Raw genomic sequence first — 25129 nt, 5'->3', positions numbered from 1 at the left:
TTGATGGCTCAACACGGCTTACAGTTGTCGCCTTTGACCTCATATCCAACAATGTTGCCCTTGTGATCCAAAGAGAAGTTGCAGCAATCCTCGAAAAGCTCTCGCAGTTTTCTACGGCTGGCTTGGACTTGGGATTTGAGTGTCGAGTAGCTGATACCAAGTTCGTCCGCGTGGTCTTTTTGCGGCACACCTTGCAAGTCCACCTTGCGCAGTAAACTGCCCATTTCGGGTGGTAGAGCACCTATGAAAGGCCCGACACACCCCTCCAGCACATGCTGGTCCTCTTCATCCAATTCACTGTGCCAAAGGTCGTCAGGATGTATCGTGTTTCGCCGACCTTTGGCCCGATAAAAGTCGGTGATCGCGTTGTTCGCGATCTGAAACAGCCACGCTTTCAGGCTTTCAACCTTGTCGAGACTAGCTAAGCTCTTATGAGTTTTCAGCAGGATTTCCTGAAGCAAATCATCTGCGTCTTCCTGGTTCGATACCTTTGTGCGAAGAAAGGCCAACAGGCTGGCCCGGTATTCAGACCAAACACTCTCTAGATCAGGGGCGCTGTGAGTCATCGGTTCCCGCCTTTTTCACTTTAATTAAATCATTCAATATCAACACCCTGCAACATTTCCCCTCGGTTGGTTCGTCTTTTCGCGCTGCCGTTCGTCTTACAGGTCGGATCAACAAAAAGGACTACACTCATGATCAAGATCGTCAGCTTCAGGATTTGCCCGTTCGTGCAGCGCGTTACTGCGATGCTCGAGGCCAAGCAGGTTCCCTATGATATTGAGTACATCGACCTGAAGAACAAGCCCGCGTGGTTTCTGGATATCTCGCCCACGGGTCAGGTCCCGGTTTTAATAACCGAAGGCGGCCAACCGTTGTTCGAGTCAGATGCGATCGTGGAGTACATTGATGAAATCACTGCACCGTTACAGAAGGATCTGACACCTGAACAGCGCGCGACCAATCGCGCTTGGAGCTATCAGGCCACCAAACACTATCTGGTCCAATGCAGTATAATGCAAAGCGCCGACAAGGGTGTTCTGGACGAACGCATGGCGAAACTCGCCAAGTCCTTTGAAAAGGTCGAGAGCCAATTAGGACAGGGGGCGTTTTTCTCGGGTAAGAGCATTGGAAACGTGGATATCGCCTGGCTTCCCCTACTCCATCGTGCGGCAATTGTCGAAGACCACAGCGGATACGACATGCTCGCCGAGTTTCCGAAACTTAAAGCATGGCAGCAAACACTTCTGAACAGTGGCATTCCCGCAAAATCGGTGCCCGAGGATTTTCTTGAAAGGTTCTCAGATTTCTATCTGGCCGGACGGACATGGCTTGGGCGTGGCGCCAATCTGAACGAGGCTCCTTGTGAAGCCACGCAATCGAATTCAGGCGGATGCTGCGGCTGATACTTCATACCAAACCCGCCCATTTGCCATCTGCAAGTGGGCGGGCGCATAGTTGAACTGGTTCGAGACACGAATATGAGGGTGAAATGGATAAATGGGTTGCGGGCGCTATCGCCAAGATTAACGCAGATGCACACCGATCAGCGGATACACATCTGTTCAAGCTACCGGCTCCAAACCTTACTGGCGTGGATATTTACCTGAAAGATGAAAGCACCCATCCGACCGGAAGCCTGAAACACCGGTTGGCCCGGTCTCTGTTTCTGTACGCACTGTGCAACGGCAAGATCAAAGAAGGCACTACCGTTGTCGAAGCCTCCTCCGGCAGTACGGCAGTATCCGAGGCCTATTTCGCGCGCATGATCGGCGTTCCCTTTATCGCCGTGATCCCAGAAAGCACAGCTCACAGCAAAATCAGGTTGATCGAGTTTTATGGGGGACAGACGCATTTCGTGTGTTCAGCCCCCGAGATGCACAGCGCATCAGTTGAATTGGCCAAGTCGATTGGCGGTTACTTCATGGATCAGTTCACTTATGCCGAACGCGCCACCGACTGGCGTGGCAACAACAACATCGCCGAAAGCATCTTTCGACAGATGGAATATGAGCCGCATCCGGTTCCCTCGATGCTTGTAATGAGCGCGGGCACCGGTGGCACGTCGGCGACGCTTGGCCGTTTCATTCGCTACAAGGGGTATGATACCGCGCTGACGGTCGTCGACCCTGAGAACTCGGTGTTCTACGACAGCTACCAGACCGGGGATCGGAGCCTATCATCCGATACCTCCAGCCGGATCGAAGGTATCGGTAGGCCCAAGGTGGAAAACTCATTCCAGCCGGATGTCATCGATCGAATGATCAAAGTGCCGGATACCGCAAGCATCGCAACTATGCTTTGGCTTGAAAAGCGGATCGGCCGACGGGCGGGTGCGTCGACAGGGACCAATCTTTGGGGTGCACTGCAGATTGCCAATGAAATGATGCGCGACAATCAGAGGGGTTCCATCGTTACCCTACTGTGCGACAGTGGTGACCGGTATCTGGACACGTATTACAACCCGGAATGGGTCGATTCACATTTCGGGGATATCCAGCCATTTGCCGATGAACTGAGCCGTGAGCTTCAATAAGCTTAAACTTATGTGGCTTTTCCCGGTGGCTGAGACAGCTTCGGGAACGCCATGCTGGAATTGCCACTTAGCTTAGTGCCCTTTCAAAACGATAGCGGGGTTTCTCACACGCCTGCCCTGCACCCAACGAAGTCGAGCGGCCTTAGGTTCAAGCAGAGGTGGAATACTTCGCTGCTTATCAATTGGATAGGATTTGCGGTCACAGTCAAATGGCTCGTTCCAAACACCGCGAAGGTGACGTGGCGGATCCGTGTTAGACTGGTGCCGAGGATTATCTAGCAGGAGTCTTTATGTTGCGAATGAACTCACACCGTCTCATTCTTACTGTCCTGGCCCTCGCCGCCTGCACATGTTCCCTACCGACCCGCAGCGATGCGCTTTCAAAAAACATCCCACCATGGCTACAACAGCATGTAGGCACGGGTGATGGTCAAATCGCTCCGGTAGTCCTGAAAAGGGCGCGCGCGCTGTATCAAAAAAAGGTGCGCCAAGGCAAAGTTACAAACCCCTGTTACCTCGCCAAGGATGCTACCCGCCCCAGCACCTCGCGAAACGGCAATCCCGGGCGCCGATTTTACGTGATTTGTGAATCGCAAAAGATCTTCCGTGCCGTTTCATCTGGTTACGGCAATGGGCGAAAACTGCAGCGCGCCAATTTTGCAAACGGCCGACAATGCGCGAAGCATTTCAGCAATACAGAGGGTTCTAAACTGACAGCCGGTGGGTCCTATGTGACCGCCGAAACGCGGACATCTTTCAAAGGGTATTACAACCATTCAGGCAAGACGAAACCATTCTACCGTACGTTTCTGTTATTCGACGGAGAAGGAGAAACCAGCAACGCCCGCGAGCGGGCCATCGGCGGCCATCCCGCTGTTTTCCTGAAATGGCAATGTCGTTTCAAAAACCCGCAAAGCACACATGCCGACAATGAAGGGTATGTCCCGTACGGAAAGCTCGTGAACTATACCGGCGGTCGCAGCAACGGTTGCACGACCTGGTCTCAATCCGCATCCAAAGAGATATTGGCGCTTGTTGAGGGGAACCCGACAACACTTTACATCTACCCGGAATCAAAAGATATCAACGCAGTATCCAAAGCAGTGAAAGCGGGAAAACCGCTGTCTCGCGAAGGAGTTTACTGGAACGCCGCCTGCCTAAAATCTATCGGCGCGCCCAAGTTCTGGCCGAAAAACACCCTCCAACCGATCATCAACCAATGGAGGGCGTCGTTACCCAAACAGCCCCCGCTTGAATTGCCAATCTGTAAGTGAGGGTCTTTGCAGCTTTGTTCTCACCGCACAAATAGATCATGCCCCGTTGCGACCAGCAGACAAAAACTTGCTGACATTTGCACTTGAACACCAATACGACTTCGCCCTGCCCGCTGATAGAATGGGCAAGGCGAATTAGGTCATGTAGATATCAATCGCCAAATCGGCTCACACCGCCGCAACAATGCCTTTGGCCGAATTGGTAGCACGCTTCAAAAAGCTCTTGTTAATCGGGCTGTGTGGTTTGACAGACAGGCGTTCGGCGGCCAGTGCCTCTGCCGCGCCTTTTTTGCCTGAACGCACGGCTGCTTCTGTCAACGTCCAATCGATGATGTCACGCTGGGCATGGCTACCTCCGAAGGAGTTCGCAACGTACCTCGCCGGGTGCAGGATATCGACGGCCTCGTCATAATTCCCCGCCCAGAAAGCCCGGAAGCCCGTTATCAATGGGATACCCGTGGTTCGCGCCCAGCGGGTGGTCTCGCCCCCTGTTTTATCGCCAGACCGATATTGATCGAGAATCCGATCAACTTCGTCAACGCGCCCGGCACCCAGATAAGACATCGCAGCATGCCAGTCGTTGAAAGGATAGAGGCAGCCATCCGCGTGAGCGTCCCAACTTTGCGCAACTTCGACCCAGCGATCACCAACATCGCAACCTTCCATGTGCAGCCGCCAAAGCAGGGCCGAGGCGTCCACCAGGTCAAGCGCAACCTGGCTTTCGTCTTTGCGGATCCGGGTATCGTAAAGTTGTAGGACCGTGTCGGGTTTTCCAACCTCAAGATGATAGAGCGCGTTGTGCCACCAATTATGCACCTTAAAGAAATTGTCATCGCCAGACCAATGCGGCTCTCGTGATGCCATCCACTCGATTCCGTCCTCTGCCCGTCCCTGCATTTCAAGGACATGTGCAACCGCATGGTGAGCCCAGCAGTCGAGCGGTTCACGGTCAGCCGCCTCTCGACCAATCGCCTCGGCCCGGGCATAGTTCCCGGCCTCTTCCAGACCGAAAGAATACATGCCAAGAACGATGGCATAGTCCGGTTGGTCTTCCGACCAATTCGGCAGGACCCGCGCCAGCCGGTCACGCATATTTCGCGCGTTCGCCCGATAGAAGTCCATCAGGTGACCGGCTTGCAATCCCAAGATGTCATGTGGGTACTCGATGTTGTGGCGGTCGAGCTTGACCGCCGCCTCGGTCCAGTTGTTGCTGACAAGCGCCTCAAGAGCCACCACATGGGATTTCTCGTGTTCGGTCGTCGCGAAACGTTTCGCCGATTTCAGGATAGACTTTGCTTCGCTGGTCGCCTCGGGCTCTGTCGCCAGGCCAAAAAGGTAAGCCTTGAGGATGTGTGCCATAGCAAAATCGGGCGCGGCCTCAATCGCCTGATCGACCAGTGCCACCGGGTCCCCCCGGTAGATATTGAACGCTCGAATTGCATCGTCGAAATGCTTGACGGCGACGTCGTTCGCCCCGTTTGCGTTAGGCAGATAAATGCTGTCTTTCATGTCTTCCTCCACAATCGAAAATCTTAAATTCAAGCCCGTCCGCACCGGCCAAAAAACGTTCCGGTCTACCCGCGGCACAAGGACTTAACGATGTTCTAGAAAATAAGGGCATTTGATCACGTCGAGCAGTAAACTCGTCGGCCAGCTCACTCACTTTCCTGTATTTTTATTAAAAATCTGCGCCTTACGTGCATCTTCTCAAGTAGTCACTATCAACCGTATCCAGAAATGCGTCCAACAACTGGACCGCAGGTACAGTACCTGTGGTACAGTTTTTACCGACAAATTCCGAAAACGAGGGCGAAAAGTGGCGAATCCGATCCCGCAGACGAGAGATCAAATTCTGATGGCAGCGGAAGCCGCCATTCTGGCCAAGGGATTTTCTGCAACCTCAATCGACGAATTGATCGCCGAAGTCGGGATATCAAAAAGTGGTTTCTTCTATCATTTTCGCGACAAGACAAATTTGGCGCGCGCCCTTCTCGAACGCTATATCGAGCAAGACGGTCTGGTTTTTGACAATGTTTTTGCCGAGGCCGACGAACTTAGCGAAGATCCACTGCACAGCTTTCTGATCGCACTCAAGCTTCTTGCTAAAGTTTTTAGTGATTTACCGAATGGTCACCCTGGCTGCATCGTAGCTTCAGTCTGCTACCACGAACAACTTTTCGATCAGGAGGTACGCAACATCAATGCCAAGGCTGTCTTGTCCTGGCGTGCGCGTTTTCGCGAGCGCATCGACAAAATAGCCGAGCGCTACGAGCCGCGGATAAACGTTGACCTGGATGATTTAGCCGACATGCTGTCGGCAGTAGGGGATGGTGGCATCATCCTGTCCAGAGTGATGGGAGACAGAACTTTGCTGCCGAAGCAGTTACTCCTCTACCGCGATTTCATCCGCCTCGTCTTCGACCCCGCGTGAAAGTACAGCTGCGCCTAGTCTCCGTGTGTGTTATGCATGACAGATCATCCAAACGGGGATCCGTCCTCCTGTGCGAAGCACAGTTCACTATTGAAGGATGGAGCGACAAAGCGCGGCTCAACAAGGTGGGTTGTCACACTGCCCCTCCCGAAAACCACCATCCCGATGGAACTAAGATCGGCCACGCATCAGCAAACATTTTTGGGCCAGTCAAACGAGATTGCTAAAGAACGCCACCATTGCAAGCAGAACGCCGACTATTATCGCGACTACCATCAATGCGCCGTTTCCCTTGGCAAAATACCCAAGCATTAGAAGCCCAATTATGAAGAGGCCGACTAGAAAGAACAGAATTGTATTGTCCAAATCATCCCTCCTTAGAAATCATCTGTTTGGGCTTCAAAACTCGGGCTTCTCACAAACGGTCAACAGGTTCATCGGCGAACTGCACTGCCAAATCAGGCGGCTTTGGTTGAAGGTCGAATACCGTTCAACGTGGCAAACAGAACCGGAACCAGTATCATGGTGAGCATCGTGCCCACCGTCAATCCGCCCATAATCGTAACGGCCAAGCCGACCCAAAACACATCCGGTAACAATGGAATAACCCCCAAAACGGTCGTTGCCGCCGCCAGTACAACCGGGCGAAGCCTTGAGGCACCAGCATTCAAAATTGCGTCGTAGCCTGGCTGGCCCTCGGCCAAATTGTCGTTGATCTGATCAATCAGAACGATGGCGTTTTTGATCATCATACCCGCCAGGCTCATGCCTCCAAGCAATGCGACAAATCCAAACGGCGTGTTGGTAAGAAGCAAGCTTGGAACGATGCCGATTAGTACAAATGGCACCGTCAGAAAGATGGTCAGCGGTCTGCGGTACGAGTTGAAAAGCCCGACCACGATAAGCGCCATGATCGAAAATGCAGGTATCATTCCCGGGATCAATGACGCTTGCGCAGACACCGTATCTTCGTACTCACCGCCCCATTCCATGCTGTAGCCCGGCGGCAGGTCTGCTTCCAAAGCTTCAAAATCGGCCAGAACCGCTGCGCGATAGCTTGGCAAGGTAACACTGTCGATCGGATTGGCTTGAACGGTCAGCGCCCGGCGCCGGTCACGGCGGTTGATCGTGGGGTCTTCTGGGTGAACGTTCACACCACGAACGACCTGCGCCAAGGGGACTGGTTCGACCGAAAACGGCGACTGCAACTGCAACAGTTCGAAGTTGTCTACTGCCGCCACGTCTTCTGCTCCGGGACGAACAATGATCGGAAGCAACTCATCCCCCTCGCGGTAGAGGCCGACGGAACGCCCATCAAAGGCGCGTTTTGTCGTGTTCCCGAGGTCTTCATAGGTTATGCCCGTCCATCTGGCGCGATCCTGGTCATAGTCGGGAACGGTCTTCAGGACACGGTTGCGCCAATCGGTACGCGCCACTTTCGTCCATTGATGCTGATCCAGTATCGCAACGGCCCTGTCGCCAATTTCACGTAAAGTCTCGGGATCGGCATCCGCCGGGCCAATGATACGATTTTCAAACGCCCACGTATTGCTGGGACCTACGCCGAACTGGCGTGTGAAGGATGTCGCCTCGGGCATATTCGCTGAAATCCAAAGCGAAATCTCTTTGGTCATTTCCGGAATGTCACGATAATCTTCGACGTTCACGATGACTTGCGCGTAAGACGGGTTTGTTCCTTCCGGATCAACCGGCAAGTAGAAACGTGGCGGGCCGGCCCCGATGAAGCTGGCGATACCTGTCACACGGTCATCCAATTCCACCTGCTCTTCGATGCGCGCGATTGCTTCGGATACGGCTTCGATGCGAGTTCCCTCAGGAGCATAGTAATCGATCATGTACTTGGTCATGGACGAGGTCGGGAAAAACAGCTGTGTGACTGAACCAAAACCAATCCCGGCAATTACCAGAGCCGCGACAGCTATTCCGATTGTCAGATAGCGAACGCGGATCGCAGCAGCCAGAAAGCTGCGGTATACGGCGTAAAAACCGGTGTCGAAGGTTTCACTGGCTCCCCCCTTCGGCTCCGGCAGCATGGCAACGCACTGCAATGGCGTGACCGTCATCGACAGCAGCCAACTGACCAACAGAGCGATGCCAACGACCGAGAAGAGCGTACGACAATACTCTCCAGCGCTCTCAACCGAGGCAAAAATCGGATAAAAGGCCATAACCGCGACGAATGTAGCCCCTAGCAGCGACATCGCGGGACGCGTGGCCGCATCAATCGCGGCTTTTGCGCGATCCATCCCCTGGGACATCCGAACCATTGCGCCATCTGCAACGACGATCGAGTTGTCCACCATCATACCAAGCGCAATGATCAACGCGCCCAAGGACATTCGTTGAAGATCAATGCCCAGCGCGGCCAACGGAATGAAGGTGGTAAGGATCGTCAGGATCAAACCGCTGCCGATAATGATCCCCATCCGAACGCCCATCGCCAGAGTCAGAACAACCAGCACGATGGCAACAGCCTGTCCGAGACTCACCAGGAAACTGCTGACCGCCAGATTCACGTCATCGGATTGCCAATGAACCCGTTCGACCTCGATGCCCACTGGCAAAGCCGCAATCAGCTCGGAAACTTTCGCATCTACAGCCTGCCCTACGCTGACAACGTTGACGCCGGACTGGAAAGATATCGCCAAACCTATGGAGGGAAGGCCGTTGTAGCGCATCACGGTCGTCGGCGGATCGGCGTAGCCTTCCTTGACCTCAACGATTTCACCCAACCGCAGCAACTCTGGCCCACGGCTTTGGCCACTTTGGACCTGATCCAGACCACTTGGTCGGACAACCAAATCCGCGATGTCGCTCGGGGTGGTAAACGTACCGCTTGGTGCAATGCGCATGCGATAGTCGCCAATGTTCACCCGCCCCGCATCCACAATCGCGTTCTGCGTCTGCAGGGTATTGAGAATAGTCTGAGCCGAAACACCCAGCGCCGCCAAGGCTTCCTCGCGTGTTTCCAAATAGATAACCCGGTCACGTTCCCCCCACAGGTCGACGCGCCCAACGCCGTCGATCAATGACAGTTCTCGTTTGAAGTCTTCTGCGAACCCATCAAGTTCCTGAGCAGTGAACCCATCAGAGGTCATCGCCAGCAGAAGACCGAAAACATCGCCGAAATCATCGTTGATCGCAGGTCTGCCCGCGCCCGGGGGCAAGTCGGTCTCCACGTCTCTGACTTTGCGACGCAACGTATCCCAGATTTGAGGGAGCTCTTCGGACCAATAGTTCGGACGTATTTCAACCTTGATAGTCGACACCCCCGCCCTGCTTTCGCTTGAGATGTAGTCGATTTCCTTGATTTCCTGGAGCTTCAGTTCAATCCGTTCGGTAACCTCCTGTTCGACCTCTTCCGGGCTGGCGCCCGGGTAAAGCGTCGTCACAACCGCCGTTTTGATGGTGAATTCTGGGTCTTCCAATTGCCCAAGGCTGAAGAATGCGGAAACACCTCCCAGCGTTAGCATAACTACGGTGAACCAAACGAATTTGGCGTTGCGGATGGAAAAAGCGGCGAGCCCCATTACTCCGCATCCTCAGAAAGCAGCGAAACTTTCTGACCCTCTCGCAAAGAATTGGCTCCGGCAGTGACAACTACGTCGCCGAATTCCAGACCTTCACTGATAGCAACCCCTTGCGACCTAGGTGTGCCAAGCGCAACTTTCCGCGCGGTCACGGTTTCCGATCCCGCATCAAACACCCAGACATGAGGATCGGCTCCCCCTTCGGGAACGAAAACCGCGCTGGCCGGTACCATGATCGCGTCAAATGGCTCATGCCCTTCCTTGGGCTCACCGCTGACACGCCCAGCCATGCCCGGAAGAACAAGCGAACCTTCTGGTTGCTCCATGATCAACGTGACAGGGAATGTTCGGGTTGTAGCTGAAGCTTCAGACCCGATTTCGCTAATTTCCGCAGGCAGAACCACGTCACCCAACGCATCAAAGGTAACTGTTATGTTCTCGACATGGGGTATCAGGGCAATGTAGCGCTCGGGGATGTCGATCACCACCTCGATGTGCTCAGCATCCAGTATTCGTAGAACCGGGGTCTGCGCAGCGACTTCCTCAAAATCTTCGATGTACTTTGCGACCACACGGCCATCAAAGGGTGCAGCGAGGCTGGTGTAGGTCAAGTCCAGCGTTGCTCTGTCCAGTGCGCCCTGCACAGAATTGATCGCCGCCTGCGCTGATGTCTCACCTGCAACAAAGCGATCAAGTGTCGCCTGCGCGGCGACGTCTTTCTCAACCAATGAGCGCTGCCGATCCGTTTGCAGCTTCGCATTTTCGAACGTCGCCTGAGCGCTTTCAAGTTCAGCGGTTAGCCGATCAACCTCAGCCTGATAGGGAGCAGGATCCAGAGCGGCAACCACATCACCGCCTGCGACAAGGTCACCAACCTGCACGTCCACACCAACTACATTGCCCGGCACACGAAATGCTAATGACACCTCGCGTGCAGCTCTGGCAGTGCCAACAAAGTAACGATCATGAAGACTGGAGAGGTCGGAAATCTCGGTTGCCCGCACGGGCCTAATAACCTCTTCGGTGATTTCCTCTTCTTTTTCCCAGCATCCCGCAAGCGATAAAAAGGCAAAAATTCCACATAGTAGCTTCTTCATTTCCCCCTCCTGCGCCGCTTGGTTTCTTTTTCACAAACGCAACCAAGTGCAGCTTTAATTGTCGTATTGGCGCTATAAATTTCCCCAATTGTACGCGCATATCGAACAAAGTCAAAAAATTGAATTCGTTCAGAAAATGTTGAAAGAAAACTCTGATTGCTTCTTGATAGTTCAACGTAGTCGGAACTAGTCAGGGCGGGTTTGACATACTTCGAACCGCCTAGGCTTGAGCCGCCTCATCTTACTGGTCCAATTTGATCGTTAGTGCATTATTTACCGTTAGTCCCTGTTTCTGGTGCTGGCGGGCGGTAGCCTAATGCAATGTTCGGCCGTTTCGTGTTGAAGTGTTTGCTCCCTTCTTCGATCAGGACTTGTGCTTCGCGCAGGCTGTAGAAGACTTCGCCGTTGAGTACCTCGTCCATGTACCACCGCCGTTGGCGCCAAAGGGCCAATAAAGCAACCGAAGAAGAGACGGCTCTGGCTGAATGATGGGTCATGTGTTTGGCTTCGGCCAGTGCATCAATACCACCTACGCGATTGTCACGAACTCGCGGGCTGTCGAACGAGGGAAAGACCTATTGGTTAAGCTTGTAACCTAGCGCTGGAAAAGTTTCTGTTTGAAGACGGCGTCAGTGCTTTAACATCCAAGCTGGACTATCCGTCCGTCAAAGATCGCAGTTAAGTTATTTGAAGACCAAAGAACAGTAGTTTGCATTGAGTTGGTATCAACATGAAAATTTCTGGATCGGCTCTTACGAATATCGGGAAAGCTCGCTCTTCAAATCAAGACTGCATTCTGGTGGGGTCTTGGAAAGAACAGCGATCAATGAGCGCACCCCGTAACTTTGCGTTCTCTGATTTTGCAGGCGATGTAGCGCTGATTGCCGATGGTTTGGGCGGGCATCGTGCCGGAGAACGCGCGAGTGACTTGGTCGCAAGTGCGTTTTTGTCAAATACATTGCGATTAGAGAGTACCTTTGACGTGGTCGAGGTCCTGCAAAACGCAAACAAATCCATATACGACTTGGCGGCGGCAAATACACTGCTTGAGGGCATGGGGACAACTGTAGCTGGACTAGCCTGCCTTCCAGACAAACTAATTTGGTTCAATGTAGGCGACAGCAAGATCTTTCGCTTTCGCGACGGGGTCTTGCACCAATTAAGTGTCGACGACGTCGCCTTGATGACAACGACGACTGGCCTAAGAAAGCCTGCGTTGACTCAGTCTCTTGGCGGGGCTCCAAAATTCCATGACGTCGCCCCCCACGTAGGCGTTGAACCAGTGACCGACGGCTGGAAGTACTTAATCTGCAGTGATGGTCTTACTGATGTGGTTTCAATTCCTGCTATTGAACAGGTTTTATCGCTATCAGATGAAATCGCGGTGCAACGATTGCTCGATGCGGCCCTTGCGCAGGGAGCCCCCGACAATGTCTCAGTCATTCTGCTGTCAGTGAATGCAAGATCGGCGGCACCGAAAGTACGCCTTTCATAACTGATCAGACATTAAGGTGCAGGACCGTAGCATCATCCGGATACCGAGTTCCGATGTGGGCGATGAAACTGCTCAAGTATGCTATGACACAAAGACTTGCCGACCTGATAACTCTGACCATTTACTGAATCGCACTACAACTGGTCGTCGGTTCTTCGCTACCCAGATACTGGTTTCTTCTCTCTTTGTCGAAAGCTGGGCTGCCTAATGAGCAGGCTTTTTCCAAATCCAAACTGTCCCAAATTCGAGTTAAACCATCTTCACCTGTTGTCGCAAAGGACTGCCCATCGGGCGCAAGTGCAATTCGCCAACTCGGACCGGCGTGCACCTTCTGAACAGGCATGAGCCGCCGGTTTACGGCCGTATCCCACCAATGCAACTCTCCGGATCGGTCGGTTGCGACCAAGGTGGCCTCGTCCGCCAAAAACGCAATATCCGTGGCGCCTCCCTTGAGGCCGCCGTATGAGGCAAGCTCCTCACCGTTTTCCAGATCCCAGACTTTTACCACCTCGTCGCTGGAAGCGGACGCAATTCTTGAACTGTCGGTGGAAAATGCGACGCTCCAAAGCGTGTTGTCATCAGCCTCTATTGCTCTTTCCAAACGGTTTTCCGCTATATTCCAGACATAAATTCGCCCGTCAGAGGACGCTGCAGCGAGCCTGGTTTCATCCGGAGAGACGGTCACTCGGTTTATGGCCGTATCGGGCAATCCGATAGTTTGAACGACACTCGTGTTTGACGCGTCGATCCGGTGCACTCCATTTCCCGTGGCTACAAAAAACAGCTTTGAGGCGGTTGGCGCGATGTTCCAGACAGGCGCCTGGCCCAAGTCAAATTGATCTTCAATTTGCTTGGTGTTCGTGTCCCAGATCCGGATATTGCCATCCCGATCGCCGGTAACAAGATTTCGACCATCCTGCGAATACGCAACGGCCCAAACCTGATTGCGATGACCCTTCAACAGTAAAGGCTTCATAGCCGAACCCACATCCCAGATCCAAATGTTACCTTCGCTGTCGCCGACTGCGACTTCGTTTCCATCCGGGCTGTAAGCGACCCCAAGGGCTTTTACCCCATCTTCAAAAGCAAGTGTTTCGCCATTGCTTGGTGTGGAAGCAATCTGCCACAGGCGGACCTGCTGATCTCGACCAAGAGTTGCCAGAATGGGAACCTGTGTGGCACTTTCGATATCCACGATACTCTGGCCGTGCGCTTGCACAATGCCCCCGACAGGCAACAAGTTGGAATCTTCCAAAAGAAGCGTTCCGTTCGCAGTTGCGCCCACCAGAATGTTCTCTGGGCTGGCAAACGCCGCAGCAACAACCGCTTCTGTGTTGGAAAAGCGTTCAACGATTGGAACCCCTGCAGGGAAACCTATCGTCGAAACCTTTCCATTTGTGTGAGACACCGCAAAAACGCTGCCATCGCTGCTGAAAGAAATATGGTCAGGATCGGGACCCAGTGGACCGCCCGGAATCGGCGGAAAGGCCGATCGTGCATCACTATCCATCCATCCGTAGATGGCTCCGTCAACATTTCCGGCAACCAGACCTTCCAGAACCGGGGAAAACGCAACCCTTTTGAACCCCAGTTGTTCTTCCGCCAATGGCGGACCAATTTGCATTCCAGTCGAAATATCCCAAAGACGTACCGTACCATCCCCGGTTGCGGAAGCGGCACGTTTTCCAACTGAATCGAAGGCCACGCCAAACGCCACATCATCGCCGGAAAACAGCGTCGTGACCGGACCATACCGAGAGGGACCGACATCCCACAATCGCACATCCCCGTCGGTTGCTGCCGACAGCAGAAAGTTCCCGTCCGGGGAAAATGCCAGATCACGGATTCCTCCGGAATGTCCAACCAGTTCCGCCAGAACACCTTCATCTGTCTTGGTGCTGTAAATCACAATCCGCCCATCGCGCAGTCCGACGGCCACCCTCAGGCCTGCCGCATCAAGATCCATGGTCTGGGCGTCTCCGACCGTTAATGGGCTTCCTAAGGGGATTAAGCCTGGCTCGGTTAATTTCTGACGCGCCAATAGCATAGCAGAGCGCGCTTCGGACGTGGAACTGGCTGAGTTGGCCCGCGTGATAGATTCCGCACTGAGGGACAGGGCGAGCAACGGATCTGATTGGGATAGCCCATTTGCGGCCGCCCCAAGCGCACGCGCAAAACGTTCGTTGGCTTCTGCAGTCGCCGCGACCGCTATCTGTCGGTTACTTTCAGCAAGATTGGAGGCACGAATGGCCAGGATTGAAGCCCCGGTCGCACCAATAGTCAAAGCAGCCAGAGCCCCAGCCGCGACCTGATAAAAAAGCCGCCGCCGCCGTCTGCGCCGGTCTGACGCCGCCAGAGCGCTCTCCCGCGCGTCGCGCGCTTGTATGAGGAACTCCCGCTCGAGTTTTCCCAGTACATTTTCGTTTTCCGCCGACCACTCCTCGGCAGCCAGTAACCGTGTTCCGCGGTACAACAAATCAGGTTCGCGGTTATCGTTCTCCCATTCAGCGGCGTCATGCTGAATACGTTGCCGCATTCGCAGGTCGTCTCGGCTATCTTCTATCCAAGAGGTCAATCTTGGCCATGTGCGAAGCAGGGCTTCGTGCGCGATTTGCACGTTGTTTTCATCCACTGTCAGAAGGCGTGCATCCGTCAAAGCTTCGACAACTCTCTGGGTGGTATCGGGCTCAACGTCTTGTTCAACCTCATCTATCGGAAGCAACCTGCGTGTATCCGGTGTCCCCTCTCCGGGTGTCACCAATCGCAAAAACAACCGCTGCGTGGCTTTTTGCTGCCTGTCATCGAAGCTATTTGAAAAAAGCGTTTCCGCCGTCTGGCTTATTGCGCCAGTCACGCCACCTACCTCTCGGTAGCAGTCCAGAGACATCGTCGCACCCTTGCGGCGGATGCAGGTTTCGTACAGCGAATGCGCCACCAAGGGTAGCGATCCAGCTTCCTTGCCAGCTTCATCAACAATTGCGTCTATCAGCGATCTGTCCATGTGCAACCCGGCTGCTCGGGCAGGTTCACTTATTGCGCGACGCAGCTCAGGCCGCGTCATCGGTCCAACCAAAAGTTGGTTTTCCGAAATTCGATCAGCAAGCCAGGGTATCTCGGCACACGAAGCATAAAAATCTGCACGTATTGTGATTACAATTCGTACCCGACTATCTGCGGGGTCGGTCATCGCAGACAGTGCTTCGATGAATTTGTTTCTGCGTTCCCGTGTGACCAGGGTAAAAAGCTCTTCAAACTGGTCTATACAGATAAGCAACTCGCCTTCATTTGCCGTCGCTAGACGTCGCGCCGCACTGGGGTAAGCAATAAAATCATCCAATGAGACCTGAGCAGTGAGATTTGAATTGTCCCCAATGAGGTGAAAGTACAGATCTGTCATGGGATCCCGGCCGGGGGTGAAAACACAAACACGCCAACTGTCACTTCCGGGAATAGCATTCGCAGTTAAAGCGGGAAGCAGCCCAGCGCGGAGAACCGATGACTTGCCACTTCCGGAAGACCCCCCCAAAACCAGAATGCGACTTTGTTGAAGTCGGCTCACAAGTTCTTCAACCAAGTCTTCGCGACCGAAGAAATATCCGGCGTCTTCAGTCTGGAAAGCCACCAACCCTTTGTATGGGCATTCGATGCCACCTTCCGAAATCTGCGTCACAGCCTCCGACGCGGCTTCTCTCCGGTCCCGATCCAACGCATCATTCATTGCGCTGCGCCAGGATACCATTTCCTGAAACCGGGCCTCAGGATCCATCGCCATCCCGTGCTCAATGCAATCGCGCCACATCTCGGGCAATCCGGGCAAGTGCTCAGCGACGCGATGAAACGGTGGCGGCGCTCGGCCTGTCAAAACGTGCCACATCAGCGCCGTCGCCGAGTAAATGTCCGTCATCGGAGTAACGGGTTGCCCGCTTTCAACCTGTTCCGGCGCCTGATAAAGCGGCGTGCCTGCCATCATCGTCGCCCCAGTGACGCCAATGGCCATGTCCTTTGCGATTCCCAGATCTGCCAGAAACACTCTCTCATCCGGCTCGACCAAAGAAGTGAAAGACTCCTCGGTCTCATTCTCTCTCTGGCGTTTGATGCGTTGCAAAAGCACGTTTGCCGGTTTGACATCGCGATGTACGACGTTCGCCTCATGGACCGCTGTCAACCCATCTGCCAGCGCATCAATCAAGACGCCCACGCCATCCCGCTGTGCGATAATTGTTGGCTGCAACCGTTTGAGGCGATCCGCTAAAGTGCCCCGGTCGGCATAGTCCATGACGAAATAAGGCCGACCATCTTCCAGCCGCCCCACATCATGAACGGATACAACACGCGGGGACCGAATGCGCCTCAGTAACCGCGCTTCCTCGAGAAAGTGGGTGATGACCTTGTCATTGGAGGCAAGGTTTGCGTGAAGAATTTTGAGCGTAACGGGGACTTCAAGTTCCTCATCCCGCGCAAGGACGACGGCCGCAAAGCCGCCACTTGCGATTTCCCTTTCTACGGCATAACGACCTATAAAAGCAGGGAAACTCACCGCACACCCCTTACTTTAGAGATGCTCTTGCACGTCCACGCAATGATACTTGGTCGCGTCCAGAATGTTGTGATCCCTGTCGGCGGCAGTGACACACATTGTTGTGGCCCCATCGCGCGCTGAGGTTGAGGCAGCCTCTTTGGTCACATAAGTCGGATACTCATCGTGCCGGTGCCAGCGGCCTTGCTCGACATCGAACTCGCTTTGAGCATTCCGGCCAACCTGCTCAACATTGTAGCTTTCCCCCCACCATGCATGGAAATGGTTCTTGGATACGTCCGGTGTAAAGTTCGACTCGTAGGTGATTGAAAGTTCATCACCATTTTTTTCGACGGACACTATTCGCACTTCGCATCCATCCACCGGACAGGCGTTGGGCATAGCTGATTGCGCTACGGCTTCTGCAACGAAAAACACAGCAGCCGCCCCCAAAGCTAAAGCGCCGTGACACAACTGGCTCGAAGAATTCAATGGCATGCTTCCCTCCTGAACTTCGTTGAAATCCACACTTCACGATGACTTTAGCATGAAACAGAAGTTTCCTTCTGAGACTTTTGACACAGAACTCTGAAATCCAGTTTCTAAAGAAGCTAGCGACGCACGATTTCGAATTCTAAAGGTCGGGCATCCGCGTGCTGAATAGGAAGGGCAAGTGAAATCAGCCCATTGTCCGCCAACATGACGGCTTCCCGCTTCAGCTGAATTTCCCGTGCGTTTTCAACCTTTACATATGTCCCCGAAGAACTCCGGTCGGTCAGCATGAGCTTGCCATTCTTCATGCTAAGAACCGCGTGCAACCGCGATACCCACGGTTGAGGCATAACAACATCACAGTCTTTGGACCTGCCGATCTTTATTTCATCGCCTTCACGGCAACGCCACGAGTGGTTGTCATGGTAGAGCACGAGTGCAAAATTCTCGTTCTGCCCCTCACGACTCCCATTACGGTCGGAAAATGTTGGCAGATGCAAAACGGTACTCATCCCGTCTGTGGGAACTTGCAAAGAGTATACCTTCACAGGATCACTCACACCTTTCAGGCGAAGCGGGCCAATCGGGGCGAGCAACTGCCTGACATCGGGTTTCAGATTGCTGACAACGGTCTCGCTGACACAAGCCTCACCCGGGTTAGCCGCCGCAGCCAACCTGGCCGTAAGGTTTACAGTTTCGCCAAAAATGCCATTCTCCGCAAAAACGACGGGGCCATGATGTACCCCAGCATGCACTGACAATAGCGTGCCATGCGGCTTGTTGATCATCTCCAAAGCGGACTTAACCGCAGCATCCTGATCCATAAAATAGCATAGGGCGTCATCACCCTTTTGCCCGACCGGAACGCCTCCAAAAGAATTCGCCACTTCTCTCAGGCGGTCAATTTCTGATTGTATCAACCTCTGCGCTTGATCGTCCCGCATTGACTCATAAAACGGAGTGCTATCCGAAATATCAGCAATTATTGTGGTGGCGGGCTTTGTTTCCACAGTGTTTTTCGCAATCTACTGCTTGGAGAGGACACGTTGAAAGTCATCTATCTTCTCAATCAGGGTAAAATGTCGTTGCTGCAAAAATCAACCTAGCTGGAAGTCACTGGCGAGTGCAGTCGACAATGCTAAACAAGCATCAGGCAGGGCCACCTAAACCGCAAAATTGGCCGCAGCCTGCGATGAGAAATGCCTGTTGAATTCTCTGATCTTAGTTGAAGCCACCAAACCTTATGGTCACGATCCCACGCCGTTCGGATTTGGTGCTGCATTAGACAATCACGTGTTGCGCAGCCCGGATCAAGCCTTCAGCAAGGACAGTTTCCCGATGGGAAGTTTCGTCTGGAAAAGCTTCGCGGAAGCAACACTGCCTGACGAAACACGTCGGTGGGTGCTTGAACAAACTTGCAATCGTGCCTCCAAGCGTAGTCACCTGTAAGGCAAACGTTGGAGAAAGCTGATGAAACCATGGGCTATCGTGTTCTGTATTTGCTGCACGCTGGTTCTTGGTGCTTGCGCTCCTAAAGCTCGCATATATGAAAAGACCGTAACTGCTTCTGTACCAGCAAACTCCAATACTGCGCTTGGGCAGGTGTCCAACCGGCTTGGGGATCCCAAAGACGGACGATCAGGTGTCAAGCTGATCAGCGACGGAGAACAAGCTCTGGTTTCAAGGCTGCTTTTGGCGGCCGCAGCAGAGCAGACGATTGACGCTCAATACTATCTTCTGCACAACGACCCAACGGGTCACCTCTTCGCAGCCAGTCTTTTGCAGGCAGCGGATCGGGGCGTGCGTGTCCGCCTGCTGTTAGATGACATGGACACGTCCAGCTATGACGCAATGACGGCAGCGCTGGACTATCACGACAATATTGAAATCCGGCTGTTCAACCCCTTTTGGCGGGACCAAAGCCTGCTTGTTGCGGGTCTGACAGACTTCAAACGCATCAATCGCAGAATGCACAACAAGTCCATGACTGCGGACAACATGTTTACGATTGTGGGTGGGCGAAATATCGGGGCCGAGTATTTCCTTGCGCGGAAAGAAATGAACTACGCGGATCTGGACGTTCTGGCCGCAGGCCCCGTTGTAAGGGACGTATCGCAAAGCTTTGACGCATACTGGAACAGTGAGTTTGCGGTTCCTGCCCGCGTAGTTGTTGGAGAGCCAGAGGCCTTTAGCCTGAGCGACGCGCGAAACAGGCTCAACGAACTTGTGGAAGAGGCGAAACAAACTCAATACGGCGCAGCCTTAAGAAAATCCGCCAAGGAGAATTTTGCGGACGGCGCTCTCGCTCTGGATTGGGTCCCGGCGAAACTATATGCGGATCCTCCGTCCAAAGCTGCGGGGTTGGAGAATTCAGACCCGATCCTTGCGTCGCAGTTGCTCCCATACTTCGAAAATGCCGACAGTGAGGTGCATATCGTTTCGGCTTATTTCGTACCACGAAAGAACGGCGTGAGATGGATGACCGAACTGGAAAACCGCGGCGTCGACGTGAAAGTCGTGACCAACTCGTTGGCCTCAAACGACGTCGCACCGGTCTATGCGCATTACGCCAAGAAACGGCGGGCACTGCTTCGTGGCGGGGTTGAACTTTACGAATTGCGGCCCGACGCGTATCAGGTTCAGCCTCGTGGCATCAACTGGGCTCAGTCCCGTTCCGGCCTGCACTCCAAAGCTTTCGCCGTCGATGACCGGTACCTGTTTGTCGGCTCGTTCAATTGGGACCCGCGTTCGGTCAATATCAACACCGAAATGGGCATTCTAATCGACTCGCCTGCGCTCACGGCGCAAACCTTGGGCGCTTTGGATGAAGCCCTGCCCGCATATACATATCATGTGACATTGGAGCCTGCCGGCCAGCTCAAGTGGAGGACGCGGGACCAGGATGGCACAATCCTTGAATATGACTCCGAACCCACAGGTTCAGCCTGGGACCACTTAGTAGCAGGTTTTCTGAGTATTCTACCGATCGGCTCTCAGCTTTAACGTGGCTGTAGTAAGCCGACATTACGTATCGATGAATGCGAAGGCCTTCAGGTGAAAAGCTGGGCGTCTTCCCCGTGTAGACGGATCATTCTAACCAGTTTTTGACATGGGTGATTCGAAACAACCGCCGGCGCGCCCAAAAGCCAAAGCACATTACGCGAAGAAACAAGCCTCTATAAACACGTCGGTTTTTTCCAACCTTCCGTAAGGTAAACTTTTCCACTTGCGTTGCTGCAGTGCAGAGAGCATAGAGTCTCAGTTAGAGACACTGCGGGGTGGGCCCGCGATAAGGTTAGGACGAACGTCAATGGAAAAGATTGAAAACTTGTCTGCGATTTTGAAAGATGTAGCAGGGGCATTTCCCTTCAATGCCGCAGCCTTTGAAGACGCGTACAACACATCCGTATCGTTGAATGAGAAACTGTCACGCGTAGCTTTGGAAGCTGCTGAAAAATCGACTGAAATAACCAATCTGTGGGCTAAAGATACCATCGCCAAGCTGACGGAAGTGTCGAAGGCCAAGACCGATCCAGCCGAATACGCGGCAGCCTACGCCAACTTTGTTTCAGGCGTTTCAGAAACTGCTGGGGAAAAGATGTTTGCCTTCGCCGAGGTGGCAAAAAAGGCCCAAATGGACACCGTCGAATTGCTGATCTCCGCCGGAAATGGCATCGCCAATGACGCAGCAACTTTTAACAATGTTGCCAGCAAGACGGCCCCGATTGCCGACAAGGCTAAAGCCGCTTAATTGTCGGACAGAGAACTAGAGCCTCTCCGTCTCATTCGACGGACTGCGTACCTTAAGGGCAGATCACCGGATCTGCCCTTTCGGATTCTTCAACGATCCTGTTAAAATCTCTGCAAAACGGAAAATTCGCGACTACGCCAAGCAAATTTTGCCGACATTTTTCTTTCCAAAAGTTTACGCGTCAACAATCGGTGTAGCTTCGGCACCGACGCTTGCGGATGCAGTTTTCTAAGCGACCCTCTTTATCACACCGTCGCCTTAACGAGGTGCCAAAACACTGTCGCGCAAAAACTGATTTACAATTCCAAAATGGCAGACACTTCATCAGCGAGCGCACGCACTTCGTCCGATGCGGAACTGTTCCTTTTCGCTTCGACCACACCCAGACCACGACCTAGCGCTTCCGCGTAAACCACTCTGTTTGCAAGCGATGACTGCAACTGCTGCGCCTCAAGCTCGGCCACTGATTTTGCGACTTCCTCGCCAACCCGCGTACCTGCGCGCGTTCGGTTCATGACAATATGCGTTGGCTTTCCAGCCCGGTCTGCAAGGTCCAAGAGGTCGTGGGTCGCCCAGACATCCGCCTGGCTGGCTGAAACAGGAACCAGCACCAGATCAGACTCGCGCAGAACCCATCGAACATCACTATCGGCTTTGGGTGGCGTATCGATCAGAATAACATCGGCCTCACCATCCACACCTCGGATTGCGCGCGAAATCCCGTAAGCTGTTGCTGTAGAGAACCAGAGTCTTTGGTTTTCCCCAAGTGTCTCTTCGCGAATATCCAGCCATTTTCCAAGGCTGCCCTGAGGGTCCGTGTCGAATAGCGCGACGCTTTTACCTTCCGCCAAATACGCGACTGCTAAGTTTGATACGAGCGTCGTCTTGCCCGCCCCACCCTTCTGCTGCGCCACACAGATGATCCGACCGCTCATGTGCAAAGCCTCCAAAACCCTTCTGCAGTGCAGCATATCGCTTGACTAAATGAAAGGCGATAGTGTCATCGCAGGTTAGTTTCTGGAGGAAAGACCTAAGCTTTTAAAGCGCAGGGCAAGCGGCAGCTTTATTTGCTATACAGATGGCAGACTGAACCCCGGTGGCGCGTTGCGCTGCGCGTCTTTTTCGTCGAAAGCAAAAGACTAGGTGTTGCGGCGCCTGCCTCTGCTTCTGTCAAACAGGCTAATTTCCGCAACTAACGTGAAGCCGCACCTATACAAACCGAAAGACAGCCGATAAAGAGCGATCTTTAATTTCGGATGATGCGCCGATTGCAAACCTGCAAAGACGTGCAGCCCGTACCATACAGAGAATTTCCGCCGTGAAAAAAACCATCGCAGATGCGCTTGCCCGCAAGGGTTATGACGCTTTGACCCCTGTCCAGCAAGCAGTCACCCAACCCGAGCTGGAAGGTCGGGACCTGTTGGTTTCCGCACAAACCGGGTCAGGAAAGACTATCGGTTTCGGCTTGGCGATCGCCCCTACGTTGCTGGGCGACGAGGAAACACTGGGTGCGTCGGGTACCCCACTGGCGTTGATCATCGCACCGACGCGTGAACTTGCATTGCAGGTAAAACGAGAGCTGGGGTGGCTTTACTCTGATGCAGGTGCATTTCTGGCATCTTGTGTGGGCGGTATGGATATGCGCGACGAACGCCGCGCGTTGGCGCGTGGTTCGCATATCGTTGTCGCCACCCCGGGTCGGTTGCGCGACCATATCATACGCGGCTCCATCGATCTAACCCAGGTGCGCGCGGTTGTTCTGGACGAAGCCGATGAAATGCTGGATCTGGGCTTTCGTGAGGATCTGGAATTCATCCTCGAGGAAACTCCCGAGGACCGTCAGACCTTGCTGTTTTCTGCCACTGTTCCAAGCGCGATTGCAAAACTCGCCCAAAGCTATCAGCGCGATGCGGAGCGCGTATCGACCGTAAGCGAACAGACCCAGCATGCAGACATCGACTATCGTGCCATGATGGTGGGCCCGCGCGATGGCGAAAACGCAATCATAAATGTGCTGCGCTATTACGAGGCACCCAACGCCATTGTGTTCTGCAATACCCGTGCAATGGTGTCGCGCCTGACCGCGAGGTTGTCGAACCGCGGTTTTTCGGTCGTGGCCCTGTCTGGTGAGCTAACTCAAAGCGAACGATCCAACGCACTGCAGGCCATGCGGGACGGGCGGGCACGTGTGTGTGTCGCAACCGATGTAGCCGCTCGGGGGATTGATCTGCCCAACCTTGATCTGGTGGTGCATGCCGAATTGCCGAACAGCCACGAAACCCTCTTGCACCGATCCGGCCGCACAGGCCGCGCTGGCCGAAAAGGTGTAAGTGCTTTGATTGTTGTTCCTTCGTCCCGAAAAAAGGCGGAACGGATTCTGAAATTCGCCAAACTCAGTGCAGATTGGGAGTCCGCGCCTTCTGCTGACGCCGTGGCTGAACGCGACCAAGTTCGAATGCTTGCTTCCGAAGATTGGAACACGGACATCACTGAAAGCGAACGTCCGACGATTGACCAACTGGTTGAAAAATTCACGCCTCATCAGATCGCTGCAGCTTATCTGCGCCAGTACCAGAAACGCCACTCCGCGCCCGAGGAACTGAGTGCGATTCAGGTCGACAAGCCCAAACCCAGGGCAGAATTCGGCCCCAGTGTTTGGTTTTCACTGTCAGAGGGCCGAAACCAGAACGCGTCCCCGCGACACTTGCTGCCAATGGTATGTAAGGCGGGCAATATTACAAAAGATGATATCGGCGCCATCCGCATAGCAGATGATCTGTCCTACGTCGAAATCCGCAAATCTGCCGTTGACGGATTTCTGGCGGCCATTGGTCCGGAAATGAAGATAGAAGGATCAAAAGACATTGTACGTTTGGACACGGCACCAGACCTCCCCCCGTCCAAACGGTCGAAGTTTGATCGCTCGCCAGTTGGCAAACAACGTCGTCGTAAGGTGGACACGCACTCGACTAGTTCGAATACGACGTCTGAGGGCAAGCGCCTGAAGGACAGTAACTCGGGCCACAACCCCCAGCGATCGCCAGTGCAACAGCCTAGTGCAAAGGGCACAGACCGGATTTCGCAGGCTCCCTTGAAAAAACGGAAACCTTCGGCATCAGAATCCAAGGGTAAACCGAAGGCTGGCTTCAAAGCAGGCAAAGACGCGCGGTCCAAACCCCGTAGCAGCGGCGCCAAAGGTCCCCCGCCGCCAAAGGGCAAACCCAATAGCAAGAAAAATCGTGCTCGAGCGGCTGCAATTGCCGCCAAGGGAGGAAATTCTGTGCCGAAACGGCGGTAAAGTCAAAACACTCGCCAGCCGACACCTGATCAGCTACGTGTCTGACGTCAGCGCAACCATTCCATAAATCGTCCTTTGGGCTTCACGCAGTCGAAGTTTGATTTTTCCACAAAGGTCGATGAGCTTCGGATCGATGTAAGTTTTTCCTACAGAGCCACCTACTGTGTTAGGATACCTGAATTGCAATTCTAAATTTCAATTCAAGGAAATGAGTTCCGCCAATGACGGATGAAACAAAGGAGACTTTTGAACTCTATAAGCTGTACTTGGCGACAGCCGAGAAAGTCAGTGATCGTCGCAACACCGCGAATGTCTGGATGCTGAGCGTAAACAGTGCCGTTATTTCGCTATACGGGTACCTGTCCAGCGGAAAAGCAAGCGTGGATGATGCGAGTCGGCTTACCTGGCAATGGGCAATTCCGTTGGCGGGAATTCTGATCTGTATCGCGTGGCAACTGCTGTTACGCAGTTACGGTCAACTCAATGCAGCCAAGTTTACTGTTTTGCAGGAAATGGAAGTGAACATGGACCAGAAGGTTTTCACCGACGAGTGGGCGCATTTGGAATCCAATCGGCGGCGCGACTTCCATAAGCTGGAAGGAATGATCCCGATGGCATTCGCCTGCCTATACATATTGCTGCTGGGTGCGGCGCTGCTTTGACCCGCTGCGCACATACCAAGGCGGAA

At 53.7% G+C, this 25129-nt stretch carries 18 protein-coding genes and 1 pseudogene; 10 read left to right on the top strand and 9 right to left on the bottom strand.

Going from position 1 to position 25129, the window contains the following annotated elements; genetic code table 11:
* Positions 1-8: 8 nt before the first annotated feature.
* A complete protein-coding gene (gene sigZ, locus GOW98_RS08065) occupies positions 9-566 on the bottom strand; it encodes an RNA polymerase sigma factor SigZ (protein ID WP_170330803.1) in 558 nt (185 codons plus the stop codon).
* Between the two features lie 129 nt (positions 567-695).
* Between sigZ and GOW98_RS08060 the strand changes: the two genes are divergently transcribed.
* The 3 genes from GOW98_RS08060 to GOW98_RS08050 all read left to right on the top strand — a co-directional run bounded on the left by GOW98_RS08060 (position 696) and on the right by GOW98_RS08050 (position 3810).
* Positions 696-1406 (top strand): glutathione S-transferase family protein, encoded by a 711-nt coding sequence (locus GOW98_RS08060; RefSeq protein ID WP_170330801.1) that lies wholly within the window; start codon positions 696-698, stop codon positions 1404-1406.
* 86 nt (positions 1407-1492) lie between these two features.
* A complete protein-coding gene (locus GOW98_RS08055) occupies positions 1493-2536 on the top strand; it encodes a PLP-dependent cysteine synthase family protein (RefSeq protein WP_170330799.1) in 1044 nt (347 codons plus the stop codon).
* A gap of 290 nt (positions 2537-2826) precedes the next feature.
* Entirely contained in the window at positions 2827-3810 is a 984-nt protein-coding gene (locus tag GOW98_RS08050) for a murein L,D-transpeptidase catalytic domain family protein (RefSeq protein WP_254437951.1), read from the top strand.
* Between the two features lie 168 nt (positions 3811-3978).
* Here the strand turns inward: GOW98_RS08050 and GOW98_RS08045 are convergent, their stop codons facing one another.
* Entirely contained in the window at positions 3979-5319 is a 1341-nt protein-coding gene (locus GOW98_RS08045; RefSeq protein ID WP_170330797.1) for a tetratricopeptide repeat protein, read from the bottom strand.
* 307 nt (positions 5320-5626) lie between these two features.
* Between GOW98_RS08045 and GOW98_RS08040 the strand changes: the two genes are divergently transcribed.
* A complete protein-coding gene (locus GOW98_RS08040; RefSeq protein ID WP_217359466.1) occupies positions 5627-6241 on the top strand; it encodes a TetR/AcrR family transcriptional regulator in 615 nt (204 codons plus the stop codon).
* A gap of 458 nt (positions 6242-6699) precedes the next feature.
* On the opposite strand, the gene GOW98_RS08035 is transcribed toward GOW98_RS08040, so the two are convergent.
* The 3 genes and pseudogenes from GOW98_RS08035 to GOW98_RS08025 all read right to left on the bottom strand — a co-directional run.
* Positions 6700-9792 carry an efflux RND transporter permease subunit gene (locus tag GOW98_RS08035; protein ID WP_170330795.1) on the bottom strand — a complete coding sequence of 1031 codons (3093 nt, stop codon included), beginning with the start codon at positions 9790-9792 and terminating at the stop codon, positions 6700-6702.
* Positions 9792-10889 (bottom strand): efflux RND transporter periplasmic adaptor subunit, encoded by a 1098-nt coding sequence (locus GOW98_RS08030; protein WP_170330792.1) that lies wholly within the window; start codon positions 10887-10889, stop codon positions 9792-9794. Before GOW98_RS08030 ends, GOW98_RS08035 begins: the two co-directional genes overlap by 1 nt.
* Positions 10890-11158: 269 nt before the next feature.
* Positions 11159-11314: pseudogene (locus GOW98_RS08025) on the bottom strand (integrase core domain-containing protein); the annotation flags it as partial.
* A gap of 401 nt (positions 11315-11715) precedes the next feature.
* Between GOW98_RS08025 and GOW98_RS08020 the strand changes: the two are divergent.
* Entirely contained in the window at positions 11716-12384 is a 669-nt protein-coding gene (locus GOW98_RS08020) for a PP2C family protein-serine/threonine phosphatase (RefSeq protein WP_170330791.1), read from the top strand.
* Between the two features lie 121 nt (positions 12385-12505).
* Here GOW98_RS08020 and GOW98_RS26225 read toward each other — a convergent pair whose 3' ends face one another.
* The 3 genes from GOW98_RS26225 to GOW98_RS26220 all read right to left on the bottom strand — a co-directional run bounded on the left by GOW98_RS26225 (position 12506) and on the right by GOW98_RS26220 (position 18402).
* Positions 12506-16921: a WD40 repeat domain-containing serine/threonine protein kinase gene (locus GOW98_RS26225; RefSeq protein ID WP_170330789.1), complete on the bottom strand. Its 4416-nt coding sequence runs from the start codon at positions 16919-16921 to the stop codon at positions 12506-12508.
* A 15-nt stretch (positions 16922-16936) separates the two neighbouring features.
* Positions 16937-17398: a hypothetical protein gene (locus tag GOW98_RS08010; RefSeq protein WP_170330787.1), complete on the bottom strand. Its 462-nt coding sequence runs from the start codon at positions 17396-17398 to the stop codon at positions 16937-16939.
* Positions 17399-17511: 113 nt separating this feature from the next.
* A complete protein-coding gene (locus tag GOW98_RS26220; protein WP_170330785.1) occupies positions 17512-18402 on the bottom strand; it encodes an FHA domain-containing protein in 891 nt (296 codons plus the stop codon).
* A gap of 196 nt (positions 18403-18598) precedes the next feature.
* Here GOW98_RS26220 and GOW98_RS08000 point away from each other — a divergent pair, with 196 nt between their 5' ends.
* The 3 genes from GOW98_RS08000 to GOW98_RS07990 all read left to right on the top strand — a co-directional run bounded on the left by GOW98_RS08000 (position 18599) and on the right by GOW98_RS07990 (position 21143).
* Positions 18599-18841, top strand: a complete 243-nt coding sequence (locus GOW98_RS08000; protein WP_170330783.1) for a hypothetical protein — start codon at positions 18599-18601, stop codon at positions 18839-18841.
* 21 nt (positions 18842-18862) lie between these two features.
* The gene (locus GOW98_RS07995) at positions 18863-20395 is read left to right on the top strand and encodes a phospholipase D family protein (protein ID WP_170330781.1); all 1533 of its coding nucleotides are present in this window, start codon (positions 18863-18865) and stop codon (positions 20393-20395) included.
* 307 nt (positions 20396-20702) lie between these two features.
* Entirely contained in the window at positions 20703-21143 is a 441-nt protein-coding gene (locus tag GOW98_RS07990) for a phasin family protein (protein WP_170330779.1), read from the top strand.
* 296 nt (positions 21144-21439) lie between these two features.
* Here GOW98_RS07990 and parA read toward each other — a convergent pair whose 3' ends face one another.
* A complete protein-coding gene (parA, locus tag GOW98_RS07985) occupies positions 21440-22078 on the bottom strand; it encodes a ParA family partition ATPase (RefSeq protein ID WP_170330777.1) in 639 nt (212 codons plus the stop codon).
* Between the two features lie 383 nt (positions 22079-22461).
* On the opposite strand from parA, the gene GOW98_RS07980 reads away from it, so the two are divergent.
* Both GOW98_RS07980 and GOW98_RS07975 read left to right on the top strand, forming a co-directional pair.
* Complete coding sequence (locus GOW98_RS07980) at positions 22462-24441, top strand: DEAD/DEAH box helicase (RefSeq protein ID WP_170330775.1); 1980 nt, start codon at positions 22462-22464, stop codon at positions 24439-24441.
* Between the two features lie 221 nt (positions 24442-24662).
* A complete protein-coding gene (locus GOW98_RS07975; protein WP_170330774.1) occupies positions 24663-25103 on the top strand; it encodes a RipA family octameric membrane protein in 441 nt (146 codons plus the stop codon).
* Positions 25104-25129: the final 26 nt, after the last annotated feature.

The organism is Ruegeria arenilitoris (assembly GCF_013032445.1).
Taxonomy (GTDB): Bacteria; Pseudomonadota; Alphaproteobacteria; order Rhodobacterales; family Rhodobacteraceae; genus Ruegeria; species Ruegeria arenilitoris_F.
Note: the sequence above shows the minus strand (reverse complement) of the source record. Positions and strands in the feature narration are given on the sequence as shown.

What these genes read in the sequence shown, in the direction of transcription:
- sigZ (WP_170330803.1), bottom strand. Translation starts at nt 566, where the DNA reads ATGACTCACAGCGCCCCTGATCTAGAGAGTGTTTGGTCTGAATACCGG.
- GOW98_RS08060 (WP_170330801.1), top strand. Translation starts at nt 696, where the DNA reads ATGATCAAGATCGTCAGCTTCAGGATTTGCCCGTTCGTGCAGCGCGTT.
- GOW98_RS08055 (WP_170330799.1), top strand. Translation starts at nt 1,493, where the DNA reads ATGGATAAATGGGTTGCGGGCGCTATCGCCAAGATTAACGCAGATGCA.
- GOW98_RS08050 (WP_254437951.1), top strand. Translation starts at nt 2,827, where the DNA reads ATGTTGCGAATGAACTCACACCGTCTCATTCTTACTGTCCTGGCCCTC.
- GOW98_RS08045 (WP_170330797.1), bottom strand. Translation starts at nt 5,319, where the DNA reads ATGAAAGACAGCATTTATCTGCCTAACGCAAACGGGGCGAACGACGTC.
- GOW98_RS08035 (WP_170330795.1), bottom strand. Translation starts at nt 9,792, where the DNA reads ATGGGGCTCGCCGCTTTTTCCATCCGCAACGCCAAATTCGTTTGGTTC.
- GOW98_RS08030 (WP_170330792.1), bottom strand. Translation starts at nt 10,889, where the DNA reads ATGAAGAAGCTACTATGTGGAATTTTTGCCTTTTTATCGCTTGCGGGA.
- GOW98_RS08020 (WP_170330791.1), top strand. Translation starts at nt 11,716, where the DNA reads ATGAGCGCACCCCGTAACTTTGCGTTCTCTGATTTTGCAGGCGATGTA.
- GOW98_RS08010 (WP_170330787.1), bottom strand. Translation starts at nt 17,398, where the DNA reads ATGCCATTGAATTCTTCGAGCCAGTTGTGTCACGGCGCTTTAGCTTTG.
- GOW98_RS07995 (WP_170330781.1), top strand. Translation starts at nt 18,863, where the DNA reads ATGAAACCATGGGCTATCGTGTTCTGTATTTGCTGCACGCTGGTTCTT.
- GOW98_RS07990 (WP_170330779.1), top strand. Translation starts at nt 20,703, where the DNA reads ATGGAAAAGATTGAAAACTTGTCTGCGATTTTGAAAGATGTAGCAGGG.
- parA (WP_170330777.1), bottom strand. Translation starts at nt 22,078, where the DNA reads ATGAGCGGTCGGATCATCTGTGTGGCGCAGCAGAAGGGTGGGGCGGGC.
- GOW98_RS07975 (WP_170330774.1), top strand. Translation starts at nt 24,663, where the DNA reads ATGACGGATGAAACAAAGGAGACTTTTGAACTCTATAAGCTGTACTTG.